General features: G+C 60.8%; 11 protein-coding genes and 1 pseudogene. 6 read left to right on the top strand and 6 right to left on the bottom strand.

Annotation, left to right across the window (positions count from 1 at the left end; all coding sequences use genetic code 11):
• Positions 1-266: 266 nt before the first annotated feature.
• Genes recC through recD form a run of 3 tightly spaced genes read left to right on the top strand, consistent with a single transcriptional unit; the run spans position 267 to position 9,495 of the window.
• Entirely contained in the window at positions 267-3,716 is a 3,450-nt protein-coding gene (gene recC, locus ABIE16_RS07910; protein ID WP_429520831.1) for an exodeoxyribonuclease V subunit gamma, read from the top strand.
• Positions 3,716-7,405 carry an exodeoxyribonuclease V subunit beta gene (gene recB / locus ABIE16_RS07905; protein WP_429520830.1) on the top strand — a complete coding sequence of 1,230 codons (3,690 nt, stop codon included), beginning with the start codon at positions 3,716-3,718 and terminating at the stop codon, positions 7,403-7,405. The genes recC and recB overlap by 1 nt, the downstream gene beginning before the upstream one ends.
• On the top strand, positions 7,402-9,495 hold the full coding sequence (gene recD / locus ABIE16_RS07900) for an exodeoxyribonuclease V subunit alpha (protein WP_429520829.1): 2,094 nt from the start codon (positions 7,402-7,404) through the stop codon (positions 9,493-9,495). Before recB ends, recD begins: the two co-directional genes overlap by 4 nt.
• On the opposite strand, the pseudogene ABIE16_RS07895 reads toward recD, so the two are convergent.
• A pseudogene (locus ABIE16_RS07895) lies at positions 9,492-9,623 on the bottom strand (LysR family transcriptional regulator); the annotation flags it as partial. The gene recD and the pseudogene ABIE16_RS07895 sit on opposite strands and share 4 nt — an antisense overlap.
• Before the next feature lie 188 nt (positions 9,624-9,811).
• On the opposite strand from ABIE16_RS07895, the gene ABIE16_RS07890 reads away from it, so the two are divergent.
• The gene (locus tag ABIE16_RS07890; protein ID WP_224795447.1) at positions 9,812-10,372 is read left to right on the top strand and encodes a hypothetical protein; all 561 of its coding nucleotides are present in this window, start codon (positions 9,812-9,814) and stop codon (positions 10,370-10,372) included.
• Between the two features lie 166 nt (positions 10,373-10,538).
• Here ABIE16_RS07890 and ABIE16_RS07885 read toward each other — a convergent pair whose 3' ends face one another.
• Positions 10,539-11,486 carry a LysR family transcriptional regulator gene (locus ABIE16_RS07885; RefSeq protein ID WP_057716520.1) on the bottom strand — a complete coding sequence of 316 codons (948 nt, stop codon included), beginning with the start codon at positions 11,484-11,486 and terminating at the stop codon, positions 10,539-10,541.
• Between the two features lie 150 nt (positions 11,487-11,636).
• On the opposite strand from ABIE16_RS07885, the gene ABIE16_RS07880 reads away from it, so the two are divergent.
• Together ABIE16_RS07880 and mmsB are read left to right on the top strand one after the other, a co-directional pair.
• Positions 11,637-13,163, top strand: coding sequence for a CoA-acylating methylmalonate-semialdehyde dehydrogenase (locus tag ABIE16_RS07880; protein WP_429520828.1), 1,527 nt, complete (start codon positions 11,637-11,639; stop codon positions 13,161-13,163).
• Positions 13,164-13,173: 10 nt separating this feature from the next.
• Positions 13,174-14,061: a 3-hydroxyisobutyrate dehydrogenase gene (gene mmsB, locus ABIE16_RS07875; protein WP_349733808.1), complete on the top strand. Its 888-nt coding sequence runs from the start codon at positions 13,174-13,176 to the stop codon at positions 14,059-14,061.
• Between the two features lie 173 nt (positions 14,062-14,234).
• Here mmsB and ABIE16_RS07870 read toward each other — a convergent pair whose 3' ends face one another.
• From ABIE16_RS07870 to ABIE16_RS07855, 4 genes are all read right to left on the bottom strand, one after another.
• Positions 14,235-14,579 (bottom strand): cupin domain-containing protein, encoded by a 345-nt coding sequence (locus ABIE16_RS07870; RefSeq protein ID WP_007988984.1) that lies wholly within the window; start codon positions 14,577-14,579, stop codon positions 14,235-14,237.
• 106 nt (positions 14,580-14,685) lie between these two features.
• On the bottom strand, positions 14,686-15,057 hold the full coding sequence (locus ABIE16_RS07865; RefSeq protein WP_429520827.1) for a MerR family transcriptional regulator: 372 nt from the start codon (positions 15,055-15,057) through the stop codon (positions 14,686-14,688).
• 49 nt (positions 15,058-15,106) lie between these two features.
• Positions 15,107-15,685 (bottom strand): NAD(P)H-dependent oxidoreductase, encoded by a 579-nt coding sequence (locus ABIE16_RS07860; RefSeq protein WP_090452976.1) that lies wholly within the window; start codon positions 15,683-15,685, stop codon positions 15,107-15,109.
• A gap of 42 nt (positions 15,686-15,727) precedes the next feature.
• Positions 15,728-16,612 carry a LysR family transcriptional regulator gene (locus tag ABIE16_RS07855; RefSeq protein WP_429520826.1) on the bottom strand — a complete coding sequence of 295 codons (885 nt, stop codon included), beginning with the start codon at positions 16,610-16,612 and terminating at the stop codon, positions 15,728-15,730.
• Positions 16,613-16,676: the final 64 nt, after the last annotated feature.

Here is a 16,676-nt window from a genome sequence, read left to right as displayed (position 1 = left end):
TGGTAGTGTGGGGTTTCCCCATGTGAGAGTAGGTCATCGTCAAGATTAAATTCCGAAACCCCTATCTGCGTATGCAGGTAGGGGTTTTGTTTTTGGCGTCCCTGTAGGCGCGAGCCCGCTCGCGAAAAACCCGAGAGAGCTGCGGGGTGTCAGGTTTCCCGCGTCATCATTGGCGTTCTTCGCGAGCGAGCTCGCTCCTACAATGAAGCCAATCGCCTTCAATGCTAAAGTCGTCCCTCGAATTTGTATTATCCAAGGAAGCCTTTATGCCGGACGCGACGTCCCTCAGTGCTGGTTTTATGGTGGTTCACGGCAACCGCCTGGACGAGTTGCGCAGCCTGGTGGTCAGCTGGATGCGACGCTACCCGCTGGCTCCCCTGGAGAACGAAATCGCGTTGGTGCAAAGCAATGGCATTGCCCAATGGCTGAAGCTGGCACTGGCGGAAGACTCTGAAGAGGACGACATGGGAGGCTGCGGCATCGCTGCCGCCATCGACGTGCAGTTGCCCGGCAGCTTCATGTGGCAGCTCTATCGCATGGTCCTCGGCCGCGACGAAATTCCGGTCAAGTCCCTGCTCGATAAAGCCCCACTGACCTGGCGTCTGATGCGCCTGCTGCCGCAGTTGATCAATCAGCCGCACTTCGAGCCGCTGCAGCGTTTCCTGACCCATGACACCGATCTGCGCAAGCGCTATCAATTGGCTGAGCGTCTGGCGGATCTGTTTGACCAATACCAGGTGTACCGAGCCGATTGGCTCGAAGACTGGGCGGAAGGTCGCCATCAAACAAGAAACGCCAGGGGGGAAGCCAAACCCCTGACCCCGGCCAATTGCTGGCAGGCAGAGCTATGGCGCGCACTCTTGCTGGATGTGGGAGAAGAAGGCATGGCGCAAAGCCGTGCCGGTGTCCATCAGCGATTTGTCGAGCGTATCAACCATCTCGAAACAGCCCCCAAGGGTTTACCCTCGCGAGTGATCGTTTTCGGGATTTCTTCGCTACCTGCTCAAGCCCTGGAAGCACTAGCGGGACTGGCACGGTTCAGTCAGGTTTTGCTGTGCGTACATAACCCGTGTCGTCACCATTGGGCGGACATCGTCGCCGATAAAGACCTGTTGCGGCATCAATACAAGCGTCAGGCCCGCAAAAGCGGCATGCCGGTAGTGATCGATCCGCAAACCCTGCATCAGCATGCGCACCCGTTGCTGGCCGCATGGGGCAAGCAGGGGCGGGACTATATCAACCTGCTCGACAGTTATGACGATCCCAACACCTATCGTTCGGCATTCCGCGACGGGCGCATCGACCTGTTCAGTGACGGTCAGCCGCTGAATGTGCTCAACCAGTTGCAGGATGACATCCTCGAGTTGCGCCCCCTCAACGAGACTCGGGAGCGTTGGCCGGCTATCGATCTGCAGCAGGACGAATCGATCCGTTTTCACATCGCCCATAGCGCCCAGCGAGAAGTCGAGATCCTCCACGATCAACTGCTCGCGCGCTTCAGCGCCGACCCGACATTGCGGCCCCGAGACGTCATCGTGATGGTCCCGGACATCGACAGCTACGCACCGCATATTCGTGCCGTGTTTGGACAGCTTGACCGCCAGGATCCTCGCTTCATTCCGTTTACCCTGGCTGACCAGGGCCAGCGTGGTCGCGATCCATTGCTGATTGCTGTCGAACACCTGCTCAAGCTGCCTGACAGCCGATTCCCCGTCAGTGAGATTCTCGATCTGCTGGACGTCCCGGCACTGCGCGCTCGCTTTGGTGTCGAGGAGCGTGACCTGCCGACGCTGCACCGCTGGATCGAAGGTGCCGGCATTCGCTGGGGCATGAATGCCGAGCAACGTGCCGGGCTCGGGCTACCCAACGAACTGGAGCAAAACAGCTGGCGCTTCGGATTGCGACGAATGTTGCTCGGTTATGCCGTTGGCAGCGCCGATGCTTATGAGGGGATCGAGCCCTACGACGAGATCGGTGGGCTGGACGCTGCGCTCATCGGTCCGCTGGTTGCGTTGCTGGACGCGCTGGAAGTTGCTCACCACGAGCTCTCTCAATCGGCATCGCCAGGGCAATGGGGCTTGCGCTTGCAGGCGTTGGTGCAGTTGTTCTTCCTTGCCGCTAACGAACACGATGACTACTTGCTGGCCCAGCTTGAAGAGCTGCGTGAGACCTGGCTCGAGACCTGCGAATCCGTCGGGTTGCAGGATGAGTTGCCGCTGACCGTCGTCCGTGAAGCCTGGCTTGCAGGTCTGGATCAGGGGCGTTTGTCCCAACGTTTTCTGGCCGGTGCGGTCAACTTCTGCACCTTGATGCCCATGCGCGCTATCCCGTTCAAACTGGTGTGCCTGCTGGGCATGAATGACGGCGACTATCCGCGCGCGCAACCGCCGCTGGATTTCGATCTGATGGGCAGTGATTACCGTCCGGGTGACCGCTCCCGGCGCGAAGATGACCGTTACCTGTTACTGGAAGCCTTGTTGTCGGCACGGGACCAGCTCTACATCAGTTGGGTGGGTCGCAGCATCCGCGATAACAGCGAGCGGCCTGCCTCGGTGCTGATCGGCCAGTTGCGTGACCACTTGGCCAGCGGTTGGCGAATGCTGCAAAGCGACGAGGATCTGCTGGAAGCCATGACCCGGGAACACCCGTTGCAACCCTTCAGTGCTCGCTACTTTCACGAAGGCGATGACTCGTTCAGCTACGCCATCGAATGGCAGGTCCTTCATCAAGCGGCAGAGCAGCAGCCAAGCGCCGAAGTGCTCGGGCCCCACGTTCAGGACGAACCACTGAGTCTCGGTCAACTGCAGGATTTCCTGCGCAATCCGGTACGGCACTTTTTCAGCCAGCGACTGAAGGTCTTCTTCGAGGCGGCAGAAGTGCCGTTGGCCGATGAAGAGCCCTTTGTCCTGGATGCGTTGCAGCGTTACAGCCTCAGCGACCGTTTACTCGAAGCGGCGCTGGCAGATCCTGGAAATACCGGGCAGGCACTGGAGGATCAGGCGAAGCGTTTGCAGAACAGCGGGCTGCTGCCGATGGCCGGATTCGGTGAGTGCCTGCAACGTGAGTTGATCGAGCCATTGCCTGACTTGCTGCAACGCCACCAACAGCTCCTGGCGTTGTGGCCAACACCGCTGAGCAGCGCGTTGCCCGTCAGTCTTGAGCTGCAAGGCCTGCACATCGAGGGCTGGCTCGGCGGCCTGCATCAGCGTGCTGATGGTGGTTTGTTGTCTGTCACAACGATCCCCAACAGCATCGGCTCGATCAAGTCGCGCAAATGGCATCGACTGACACGCCCTTGGGTCAATCATCTGATGGCTTGTGCCAGTGGCATGGCGTTGACCACCGCATTGGTGGCCAGCGATGACAGCCTGTTGCTCGGTCCGCTGGACCAGTCCACGGCGCGGAAAATTCTCGGTGATCTGTTGATGGCCTGGCAGTCGGGGATGCGCCAGCCTCTGCCGATCGCGGTCAAGACAGCCTTCGCGTGGCTGGGGCAAACCGACCCGGTCAAGGCCGAGGCCGCTGCGCGCAAGGTCTATGAAGGCGACGGGCAGACGACGGACGGGGAGCGGCGCGAAAGCCCGGCACTGGCGCGCCAATTCGCCGATTACGATGCCTTGGTCGCCGACGAGACGTTCCCCCAGTGGTGTGACGCGTTCTATCGCCCGCTTCTTGAAGCGCCCTGGCGCTCCCTGTCCAGCGAGGAGTCGCGCTGATGAGCACGAAGACACCTTTGGCCCTGGCGTTCCCGCTGCGCGGCAGTCAACTGATCGAAGCCAGCGCCGGGACCGGCAAGACGTTCACCATTTCCGCGTTGTACCTGCGTCTGGTGCTTGGCAACGGCGGGGAGGACAGTGGTTTCGGGCGTGAGCTGTTGCCGCCGCAGATCCTCGTCGTGACCTTCACCGATGCCGCCACCAAAGAGTTACGCGAACGCATTCGCACGCGGCTCGCCGAGGCCGCACGGTATTTCCGCGATGAAACACCGGCCCCCGACAGCCTGATTGCCGAGCTGCGTGATCAGTATTTGCCCGAGCAATGGCCGGGGTGTGCAAACCGCCTGGATATCGCCGCCCAGTGGATGGACGAGGCGGCGGTGTCGACCATCCACAGTTGGTGCCAGCGCATGTTGCGCGAGCACGCATTCGACAGCGGCAGCCTGTTTACCCAGACCCTGGAAACCGACCACAGCGACTTGCTGGGGGAAGTCCTGCGCGATTACTGGCGACTGTTCTGCTACCCGATGCAAGGTGACGCCTTGAATTGGGTGCGCAGCAATTGGGGCGGACCGGCGGCGCTGCTGCCGCGGATTCGTGCACTGTTCGCCAGCGAGCGGGATACCCTTGAAGGGAAAGAACCCGCCGAAGTGATTTCGCAATGCTTGCAAGAGCGAAGGGCGGCCCTGATCGAACTCAAGAAGCCCTGGCTGCAGTGGGCGGACGAGTTGCTTGCGATCTGTCACCAGGGCGTTGCCGGCAAGGCTGTCGACGGTCGCAAGATGCAGGCACGCTATTTCGAGCCCTGGTTTGAAAAGATCAAAGCCTGGGCCGAGGACGAATCCCTCGAGCAACTGGATATCGGCACTGGTTTCACTCGGTTGACCCCTGATGGCATGGCCGAAGCCTGGAAGGGCGAAGCGCCTCGACATCCGGGGCTCGATGCGATGGCCGGGCTCAAGGCCTGTCTCGATGGGCTGCCAACGCCTGATGCCGCCGTACTGCAACATGCGGCCCGCTGGGTCGGGGCACGATTCGAGGAGGAGAAACGCCGCCGCGCGGAAATGGGTTTCGACGACATGTTGCTGCGCCTTGATGCGGCCTTGCAGTCCGATGGCGGCGAGCGACTGGCAACCCTGATTCGCGAGCAGTTTCCGGTGGCACTGATCGATGAGTTCCAGGACACCGACCCGGTGCAATACCGGATCTTCGAGAGCATCTACCGCATTGAGGAGAACAACCCCGAGTGCGGCCTGTTCCTGATCGGCGACCCGAAACAGGCGATCTACGCTTTTCGCGGCGCCGACATCCATACCTACTTGCGCGCCCGCCAGGCCACCACTGGCCGCCTGCACACCCTGGGCACCAACTTCCGCTCAAGCCATGGCATGGTCAACGCGGTGAACCATGTGTTCGCGCGCGCCGAAGCCCGTGAGTCAGGACGCGGCGCGTTCCTCTTTCGGGAGAAGAATGGCGACAACCCGGTTCCGTTCACGCCGGTTGCCTCCCAGGGCCGCAAAGAAGTCTTGCGCATCAATGACCAGGCAATCCCTGCCTTGAACATCTGGCACTTGTCGGCCGAACAACCGTTGTCCGGTGCGGTGTACCGGCAACATCTGGCGGCTGCCTGCGCCAGTGAAATCACGGCATTGCTCAATGGCGGGCAGCAGGGGCAAGCGGGATTCACCCAGGACGGCAAAGCCTTCAGGGGCCTGCTACCGGCGGACATCGCCATCCTGGTGCGCGATGGCAAGGAGGCGCAGGCGGTTCGTGCGCAATTGGCCGCCCGTGGTGTGCGCAGTGTTTACCTGTCGGACAAGGACTCGGTGTTCGCCGCCCAGGAGGCGCATGACGTGCTGACCTGGCTCAAGGCCTGCGCCGAGCCGGATGTCGAGCGACCGCTGCGGGCTGCGTTGGCCAGCATCACGTTGAACCTGTCGTTGACGGAACTCGAGCGTCTGAATCAGGACGAGTTGGCCTGGGAGTCCCGGGTCATGCAGTTCCGTGGCTATCGCGAAGTCTGGCGCAAGCAGGGCGTACTGCCGATGCTGCGACGCATGCTGCACGACTTCCGTTTGCCCCAGGCTTTGATCGCCCGCAGTGACGGCGAACGCGTTTTGACCAACCTTCTGCACCTTTTCGAACTGCTGCAACAAGCCGCCGCTGAACTCGATGGCGAGCAAGCCTTGATCCGGCATTTGTCCGAGCATCTGGCGTTGTCCGGGCAGGCTGGCGAAGAGCAGATCCTGCGTCTGGAAAGTGATGAGCAATTGGTCAAGGTCGTGACCATCCACAAGTCCAAAGGCCTTGAATACCCCTTGGTGTTCCTGCCGTTCATTTGCTCGGCGAAACCAGTGGATGGCAGTCGCCTGCCGCTGCACTACCACGATGAATCCGGCAATGCCCAGGTCACGTTGAAGCCGACGACAGAGTTGATTGCCCGGGCTGACGATGAGCGTCTGGCCGAGGATCTGCGCTTGCTCTATGTCGCCCTGACCCGGGCGCAACACGCCTGCTGGCTGGGAGTGGCCGACCTCAAGCGCGGCAACAACAATGGCTCGGTGCTGCATCTGTCGGCATTGGGTTATCTGTTGGGCGGCGGTGCGCCATTGGCCGAGGCCCCGGCGTTGCAGCGTTGGCTGCAGGATCTGCAACAGGACTGCCCGGCGCTGGCGTATGCCGAGATGCCTGAAGTAACAGCAGAGCATTATCAGCCACCACAAAACGATGCGGCGCTGCTGGTTCCGCGGGTTCCGAAACGCAAGGCCAGTGAAAACTGGTGGATCGCTTCCTACAGCGCGTTACGTATTGGCGATACCCTGAGTGTCGGCACGGACGAGGCGCCGGAGAGCCCGCAGGCGCAAAAACTGTTCGATGACGAACGCCTCGATCCGCAGGCCCCCAGGGAGGTGGTTGCCGGTGGTGGCGATATCCATCGCTTCCCGCGCGGCCCGAATCCCGGCACCTTCCTCCATGGCTTGCTCGAATGGGCGGGGGGCGAGGGTTTTGATGCGGCACCACACGAGGTGATCGACGCCATTGCCCGTCGTTGCAACCGTCGAGGCTGGGAGGGCTGGATCAGCACCTTGAGTGACTGGCTGCAGCATCTGCTCAAGTCGCCGTTGCAACTGGGCGCCGGTCAGGCACCGGTGGTATTCGGCCAGTTGACGCAGTATCAGGTCGAGATGGAGTTCTGGTTCGCCAGCCATAAGGTCGATGTGCTCAAGCTCGATGCGCTGGTGTGCCAATACACCCATAACGGCGTGGCCCGGGTGGGCGCGGAACCGGTGTTGCTCAACGGTATGTTCAAGGGCTTCATCGACCTGACGTTCGAACATGACGGCCGTTATTACGTTGCCGACTACAAATCCAACTGGCTCGGCGTCGATGATGCGGCCTATACCGCGCAGGCCATGGAACAATCGATTCTCGACAACCGTTATGACCTGCAATACGTGTTGTACCTGTTGGCCCTGCACCGCCAGCTCAAGGCGCGGCTCGCCGATTACGACTACGACCGGCATGTCGGCGGTGCGTTGTACCTGTTTTTGCGCGGTACCCGTGCGGCCAGCCAGGGTGTGTTTTTCGCCCGCCCGCCAAGAGAGCTGATCGAGCGTCTGGACAGGTTGTTCCAGGGCAAGCCAGAGCCCAAGGCCGAACCCGCTTGGGAACAGGGAGTACTGTTATGAGTCGCACATTCGCCGATTTGTTGCCCACATCGCTGGCAGCCGAAAGCCTGGTCGATCTGGCGCCGCTGAGTCGTGCCGACGACTTGCTGTTGTTGCTCACGCGTTGGGTCGAGCGTGGCTGGTTGCGCGCGCTGGACAAAGCCTTTGTGGCGTTTCTACATGAACTGGCGCCGGAGGATGATCCGTTGGTGTTGCTGGCAGCCGCGCTGACCAGCCACCAGTTGGGTCACGGGCATGTCTGCCTCGACCTGTTCGAGACACTGAAAGAACCGGACTTCGCCCTGTCGCTGCCACCCGAAGGTGACGTGCAAGGCGGCGCGATGTTGTTGCCCTCGCAATTGCTGGGATCGCTGGACGGTGCTCATTGGTGCAAGGTGCTGGCCGCCAGCAACCTGGTCGTACTGGCTGCTGACAGTCGTGACAACGTGCGTGACCGGCCTTTGGTGTTATCGGGCAAACGCTTGTACCTGCGCCGCTATTGGGCCTACGAGCGGCGAATCGACCTTTCGTTGCGCGAGCGTCTGACGGAACACGAATCCACACCGAATGACTTGCTCCAGCGTCTCACCGGGTTGTTTGGTCCTGCCCGGCCTGGTGAGGTGATCGACTGGCAGAAGCTGGCCTGCGCCCTGGCGACGCGCAGCGCCTTCAGCATCGTGACGGGGGGGCCGGGAACCGGCAAGACCACCACCGTCGTGCGCTTGCTGGCGTTGCTCCAGGCGCCGGCGGTCGAGGCCGGCATGCCCCTGCGCATTCGCCTCGCCGCACCGACCGGCAAGGCCGCAGCGCGTCTGACAGAATCCATCAGCCAGCAAGTCCGGACCTTGAAGGTCACGGAGGACGTTCGTGAAAAGATTCCGTCCGACGTCACCACCGTTCACCGCCTGCTCGGCAGCCGGCCCGGGACTCGTCATTTCCGGCACCACGCGGGCAATCGCCTGCCGCTGGATGTGTTGGTGGTGGACGAGGCCTCGATGATCGACCTGGAAATGATGGCCAACCTGCTCGACGCCTTGCCCGCCCATGCGCGCCTGGTGCTGTTGGGTGACAAGGATCAGCTGGCTTCGGTAGAAGCCGGTGCGGTACTGGGGGATCTGTGTCGCGACGCTGAGGCTGGATGGTACAGCCCGCAGACACGCCAGTGGCTGGAAGCCGTCAGCGGCGAAAGTTTGCAAACCAGCGGATTGCAGGAGGACACGCAGGGCGCTCATCCACTGGCCCAACAGGTCGTGATGTTGCGCCATTCCCGGCGATTCGGTGAAGGTAGCGGTATTGGCCAACTGGCTCGTTGGGTCAACCAGCAGCAACCCGAAGAAGCACGCAAGTTGTTGTCTGCGCGAAGCCATGACGATGTGTATGCCTTGTCCCTCAAGGGAGAGCAGGACCGCGCTCTGGAGCGCCTGCTTCTCGACGGTCATGGTGAGGAACCGCAGGGTTATCGGCACTACCTGAGCCTGCTGCGCAATCAGCGCCCGGCGCTCGATTGTCCGTTGGAAAATTCACGCTGGACCGACTGGGCCCGGGAGGTGTTGCAAGCCTTCGACGCGTTCCAGTTGTTATGTGCCGTGCGCAAGGGGCCGTGGGGTGTGGAGGGCTTGAACCAGCGAGTGACGGACGCCTTGCTAAGGGCACGCCTGATCGACAGTGACCAGCAGTGGTACGAAGGCCGTCCGGTTCTGATGACCCGCAATGACTACGGCCTGGGTTTGATGAACGGCGATATCGGCATCGCCCTCAAGCTTCCGGAGCGTGAGGGCCCCGAGGCCGGCAAGCAGGTTCTGCGTGTCGCCTTTCCGCGTAATGACGGCCAGGGTGGCGTGCGCTTTGTCCTGCCGAGCCGGCTCAATGATGTCGAAACCGTGTACGCCATGACCGTGCATAAATCCCAGGGCTCGGAATTTGCCCACACCGCGTTGATCCTCCCCGACGCCTTGAACCCCGTGCTGACCAAGGAACTGATCTACACCGGGATCACCCGGGCCAAGAACTGGTTCACCTTGATCGAGCCCCGCACAGGGGTGTTCGAAGAGGCGGTGAGGCGCAAGGTCAAGCGCTTGAGCGGGTTGATGCTGGGGCTCGGCGCCGACTAATCGGCGAACAGCATCTCCCGGCTTTCACCCATCAGCAGTCCCTGATTGCGCTCGGTCACCTCGCGGATGTAATCCCACAACAGGGTGATCCGCTTGAGCTTCCTCAAATCCTCCCGGCAGTACATCCAAGACTTCAAGGAACTCAGGTCAACCCAATGAATACAGGGGCTATTCCATCCACAAGTTCGCGCCCGAAGGACTAAACCAGAGAGCTTCCAGACACCGTATCAGGTGTCGAGCTAACTATTCGAAAGAGTGGCACAGTGCTACTATTTGCGATCTCTTTGGTACTTTTACAATTAAAAGGATTTGTCGAATGACGTACCTTCGCTTGCTTTTAGCTTCAGCCCTGATTGCTCTTTGCACTGGCTGTGCTTCGCCTGCTCAGATTTCCGGCATGTCAGTAACGGCTGATCAGGCCAAGGCAAACACCTATGACTCCCAGCTGCGGAACAATGTACGGCTTTCTGAGGTGAATGGTGGAGATAAAACCAACCCTCTGTGGACTTCCGAAATCGACGCCCCTGACTTCGGCGCTGCACTCAAGCAATCGCTCGTCAATGCTAATTTGCTTGGCGACGAGTCAGCCCCCTATGCTCTGCGTGCCAACCTGCTGCGCGTCGACCAGCCTGTATTTGGACTGAATTTTGAAGTGACCAGTGAAGTTGAATACACCTTGACAGAGTCAAGCACTGACAAGGTCATTTTGCGTGAAATCATCCGGACTCCTTTCACCGCTGGCATGGGCGATTCGGTTATAGGAATCAAGCGACTACGCTTGGCCAATGAGGGATCCGCTCGGGTAAACATCATTGCTATGCTCAAGCGCCTCAGTGATCTGAAAATCGACGCCAAACAAGTTTCGTTAAAGAACTGAGGATCATTCAAAAGTCCCCCCTCTCAAACCTGAACCCCAAGCTACTAAGGACTCTTGCGCCCTGGTAGCCAGGGTTCAGGGCCTTGTCTCGTTCGTGCCGCTCTCTGGAGGCTGGTCCGGTCTTTGGACCTCGTCACGATGCCGCTACCTGATTCCTTGAATACTCCTAATCGGCGAACAGCATCTCCCGGCTTTCACCCATCAGCAGGCCCTGATTGCGCTCGGTCACCTCGCGGATGTAATCCCACAACAGGGTGATCCGCTTGAGCTTGCGCAGGTCTTCGCGGCAGTACATCCAGAACTGTCGGGTGATATTGATTTCCTGCGGCAACACCGGCAGCAGGCGAGGGTCCTGAGTGGCGAGGAAGCACGGCAGGATCGCCAGTGAGCGTCCCTGCTGCGCGGCCACAAATTGCGCGATCACGCTGGTGCTGCGCAGGTTGGCGCTGGCGCCGGGCAATACGTTGGCCAGGTACAGCAGCTCCGAGCTGAACGCCAGGTCGTCGACGTAACTGATAAACGAATGTTTGGCCAAGTCTGCCGGTCGGCGGATCGGTGGGTGGTTGTCCAGATAGTCCTGGGTCGCGTACAGCTGCAATCGGTAGTCGCACAGTTTGCAGCAGACGTACGGTCCATGCTCCGGGCGCTCCAGGGCGATGACGATGTCGGCCTCGCGCTTGGACAGGCTGATGAAATGCGGCAGCGGCAGGATATCCACCGAGATCGCCGGGTAGGTGTCGACGAAGTGGCTCAGCTGCGGCGTGATGAAAAAGCTGCCGAAGCCTTCGGTGCAGCCCATGCGCACATGACCGGACAGCGCCACGCCGGACCCGGAAACCTGCTCGCACGCCATGTGCAAGGTACTTTCTATCGACTCGGCATACCCCATCAACCGCTGGCCTTCGGCGGTCAGGACAAAGCCGCTGGTCCGGGATTTTTCGAACAGCAAAGTGCCCAGTGCGGTTTCCAGGGAACTGATGCGCCGCGACACCGTGGTGTAGTCCACCGCCAGGCGCTTGGCCGCGGTGCTGGCCTTGCGGGTGCGGGAGACTTCCAGGAAAAACTTTAGGTCGTCCCAGTTCAACGAGCCGAGGGAGGTGATGTTTTTTTGCATGTTGGACCGGTTTTTATGTGCGTTCTTATCAGAAGTTTGCACATCTATACTCCAAAAACAGCCCGTTAACCAATTCGCGGCGCATGCCTCTTCTCAAGGCGACTATTTCGCCTTGGCTCCCAAGATAACAACAAAGATCTGGAGACCCACATGAACGTATCGCTCACGCCCAATGACACCACCGTGAAGAAGGTCAAACTGTTGATCGACGGCCAGTGGGTCGAATCCAAGACCACCGAATGGCACGACATCATCAACCCGGCGACCCAGCAGGTGCTGGCCAAGGTGCCGTTTGCCACCGCTGAAGAAGTCGACGCGGCCATCAGCGCCGCTCATCGTGCATTCCAGACCTGGAAACTGACACCCATCGGCGCGCGCATGCGCATCATGCTCAAGCTCCAGGCGCTGATTCGCGAACACTCCAAGCGCATCGCCGCCGTCCTCAGCGCCGAGCAGGGCAAGACCATTGCCGACGCCGAAGGCGATATTTTCCGTGGACTGGAAGTGGTCGAGCACGCCTGTTCCATCGGCAGCCTGCAAATGGGTGAGTTCGCTGAAAACGTCGCCGGTGGCGTCGACACCTACACCCTGCGCCAGCCGATCGGTGTGTGCGCCGGCATTACCCCGTTCAACTTCCCGGCGATGATTCCGCTGTGGATGTTCCCGATGGCCATCGCCTGCGGCAACACCTTCGTGCTCAAGCCGTCCGAACAGGACCCGATGTCGACCATGCTCCTGGTGGAGCTGGCGATCGAGGCGGGTATTCCGGCCGGTGTACTCAACGTCGTGCATGGCGGCAAGGATGTGGTCGACGGGCTCTGCACCCATAAAGATATCAAGGCGGTTTCCTTCGTCGGTTCAACCGCCGTCGGTACGCATGTCTACGACCTGGCCGGTAAACACGGCAAGCGCGTGCAATCGATGATGGGCGCCAAGAACCACGCCGTGGTGCTGCCGGATGCCAATCGCGAACAAGCGCTGAATGCGCTGGTGGGTGCCGGTTTCGGTGCCGCCGGTCAACGCTGCATGGCCACCTCGGTGGTGGTGCTGGTGGGCGCGGCCAAGCAATGGCTGCCGGATCTCAAGGCGCTGGCACAAAAACTCAAGGTCAATGCCGGCAGCGAGCCGGGCACTGATGTTGGCCCTGTCATTTCGAAAAAGGCCAAGGCGCGGATTCTCGACCTGATCGAGAGCGGCATCAAGGAAGGCGCGAAACTGGAGCTGGACGGTCGCGAGATCTCGGTTCCAGGTTACGAGAAGGGCAACTTTGTCGGCCCGACCCTGTTCTCCGGCGTGACCACCGACATGCAGATCTACACCCAGGAAATCTTCGGCCCGGTGCTGGTTGTGCTGGAGGTTAATACGCTCGACGAGGCCATCGCCCTGGTCAACGCCAACCCGTTCGGTAACGGCACGGGCCTGTTCACCCAGAGCGGCGCGGCGGCGCGTAAATTCCAGAACGAAATCGACGTCGGCCAGGTCGGCATCAACATCCCGATTCCGGTGCCGGTCCCGTTCTTCAGCTTCACCGGTTCGCGCGGTTCCAAGCTCGGCGACCTCGGCCCGTACGGCAAGCAAGTGGTGCAGTTCTACACTCAGACCAAGACCGTCACCAGTCGCTGGTTCGATGACGACAGCGTCAACGACGGTGTGAACACCACGATCAACCTGCGATAAGGAGCCGGACATGAAAATCGCTTTTATCGGTCTGGGCAACATGGGCGCGCCGATGGCGCGCAACCTGATCAAGGCCGGCCATGCACTGCGCCTGGTGGACCTGAACAAGGCCGTGCTGGCGGAACTGGAACAACTGGGCGGCAGTATCAGTGCATCGGCCCGTGAAGCGGCAGAGGGCGCCGAACTGGTCATCACCATGCTGCCTGCCGCGGTGCATGTGCGCAGTGTGTGGCTGGGTGAAGACGGCGTGCTCGCCGGTATCGGCAAAGGTGTGCCGGCCGTGGATTGCAGCACCATCGATCCGCAGACCGCGCGGGACGTGGCCACCGCCGCTGCCAAACAGGGCGTGACCATGGCCGATGCACCGGTCTCTGGCGGTACCGGTGGCGCAGCCGCCGGGACGCTGACCTTTATGGTCGGCGCCACCCCCGAACTGTTCGCCACCCTGCAACCGGTACTGGCGCAAATGGGCCGCAACATCGTCCATTGTGGTGAGGTCGGTACCGGGCAAATCGCTAAAATCTGCAACAACCTGCTGCTGGGGATTTCCATGGTCGGCGTCAGCGAAGCCATGGCGCTGGGCGATGCCCTGGGCATCGACACCAAGGTGCTGGCGGGCATCATCAACAGTTCCACCGGGCGTTGCTGGAGCTCGGAGATGTACAACCCGTGGCCGGGCATCGTTGAAACGGCGCCGGCGTCGCGCGGTTACACCGGTGGTTTCGGTGCCGAACTGATGCTCAAGGATCTGGGGCTGGCCACTGAAGCGGCGCGTCAGGCGCACCAGCCGGTGGTACTCGGCGCGGTGGCCCAGCAGTTGTATCAGGCGATGAGTTTGCGTGGGGAGGGTGGTCAGGACTTCTCGGCGATCATCAACGGTTATCGCAAGCCGCAATAGAAGGGCGGTGAAAAAACTGTGGGAGCGAGCTTGCTCGCGATGAGGTCGTTACAGTCGACATTGATGGTGATTGACCCACCGCAATCGCGAGCAAGCTCGCTCCCACAGGGACTGCATGTACCCAAAGATATTTACCGGGAGATCACGTCGGGTGATCCCCCGGTTTTTTTGTATCAGGCAAACACGAAATATTTGCGCACGGTTTCCACCACTTCCCAGGTGCCTTTCATTCCCGGTTCGATGACGAAAATGTCGCCGGCGCGCAAGTGGATCGGTGCCATGCCTTCCGGGGTGATGACGCAGTAGCCTTCCTGGAAATGGCAGTACTCCCACTTCACATATTCGACGTACCACTTGCCCGGCGTGCAGATCCAGGTGCCCATGATCTTGCTGCCGTCTTCACTCGTGTAGGCGTTGAGGTTGACGGTGTGCGGGTCGCCTTCGAGTTTTTCCCATTTGCAGGCGTCGAGCACGGGCAGCGGGTGGGTATCGCGAAGTACGGTAATCGGTGCGGTCATGATGACTCCGGGCAGTGGGCTCAAGAACTGAAGTCGCACCCTATAGCGCCTGCCCATCGTTCAGTTGTCTGTGCTCGACACTGAGCTGTCCAGAAACGCACAACCCTCAAGGGCGAGTCAGCGGGCAGTCGAGCCTGGATTGTTCGAGGCTGTTCTCGAACTCGACCAATTGTGAGTGCTGTTGCGACAGCGCCGCTATCCGCTCGGCGATTTCCTGTTTTTTGCTGGCGATGATCTGGTGTGCCCGTTCCCATGGCAACTGCGGACCCTGATGTCCGGCGAAGACCGACTGCAATTCCTTGAGCCTGAAACCCAACTGCTGGGCACATTTGATGAATATCAGCAGGTCGACGCTGTGCTGGTCATAGATGCGGTACTTGCCCTGGCGGCGAGCGGCAGGCAGCAGGCCAATCGACTCGTAATGACGGATGCTTTTGACCGTGGTTCCGGAACGTTGCGCGGCTTGGCCGATGTACATGGGAAGGTCCTTTTCTCCGAGGGTAAAGCTCGGCGCATTATCGACCGACTCAAGCGCTGGCGATAGCTTCGGCTTGGCGTAACCAGGCCGCATGCCGGTCTGCGCTGGCGCCGAGAATTGGCCCGAAGGTGAGGGTTCGGGTTGGCTTGATGCCACAGAACTCCAGCGTGGTTTTGCGGACCTGATGCAAACCGGGCATGCGGTAGATCCATCGGTAGTACCAGGGCGGTGTGTCCATGGTCACCAGCAGGTGGGCGGTTCGGCCGCGCAGGAGTTTGTCGGGGAAGGCTTTGCCCTGGCGATACTTGAAGGCAAAACCCGGCAAGAACACCCGGTCGAAAAAGCCCTTGAGCAAGGCCGGTACGCCACCCCACCAGATGGGATAAACCAGCGTCAGCTGTTCGGCCCACAGGATATCGGCCTGGGCGTTACGCAAGTCGGCTTCCAGCGGCTGGACCTGCTGATAGCCTTCGCGCAGCACCGGGTCAAAATCCATGCTGCCCAGAAACAATTGACGCACTTCATGCCCGGCGCGCACTGCCGACTGTGTGTAACGCTCGGCAAGGGCGGCGCAGAAGCTGTTGCCGGACGGATGCCCGAGTATCACCAGTATTCGTTTACCCATCATCGCGGTCCTTGAAGATCAAACCTCAAGGATAAAGTCTGCCCCTCAGGGGAGAGTCAAGGCGTGCAGCAGGGCCTTGGCATAGCCGGGTAATGCGGCGAAGTCCCGGGCACAGAGCAGCAGTTTGCGTTGGCCCCAGGGTTCTTGCAGGGCGAGGCTTTTGAAGGGTAGTCCGGCGGACCCGCGTTCGACCGCGGCCAGCGGTACGATTGCCAGTCCCGCCCCTCGGGCGACCATGCGCATCACGCCATCGAAACCGTCGGCGCGGATGCGAATCTGCATGCGCAGGCCGGCGTGCAGTGCCTGCTCTTCCAGGTACACCGCCAGCGCGCTGTTGGCATTCAGGCCAACGTAGTCGTGATGCAACGTGTCGGTGAAGTTCACTGAGGTCGCATGAGACAAGGGATGTTCCCGGGGCATGATCAGCGCCAGCGGATCATCGCGAAACGCTCGGGTCTGCAGGTCATCGGTGTCCACCGCGTCGGAAACGATGCCCAGGTCCGCCGCACCCTGGCGCAAGGCGTGGGTGATGCGGGTGCTGGGCAGTTCCTGCAAATCGATGTCGAGGTTGGGATGGCTATGCAGGAAATCCGCGAGCAGCTCTGGCAGGTACTCGGTGATCGCCGTGGTGTTGCACAGCAGCCGCACCTGGCCTTTGACGCCTTGGGCGTATTCGGCCAGTTCCTGTTGCAGGCGTTCGGCCTGTTGCAGTAGAACCCGGGCGTGTCGGGCCAGGGCATTGCCAGCCGGCGTCGGGCTGACCCCACGACGATTGCGCTGAAGAAATTCGACGCCCAGCGACGCCTCCATGGCACGGATGCGCGCGCTGGCCGCTGCCAGGGACAAATGACTGCGCGCGGCACCGGCGGTGATGTTGCCGGTGTCGAGGATGTTCAGGTACAGGCGCAAGTCGGTCAGGTCGAAGTGCATTGCGGCAACCTCTGGATGTGTGTTGTCTGGGAGGCCGCCATCGCGAGCAAGCTCGCTCCCACAG

Origin of the sequence: Pseudomonas sp. 2725, assembly GCF_050434585.1 — a bacterium.
Lineage (GTDB): Bacteria > Pseudomonadota > Gammaproteobacteria > Pseudomonadales > Pseudomonadaceae > Aquipseudomonas > Aquipseudomonas jessenii.
Note: the sequence above shows the minus strand (reverse complement) of the source record. Positions and strands in the feature narration are given on the sequence as shown.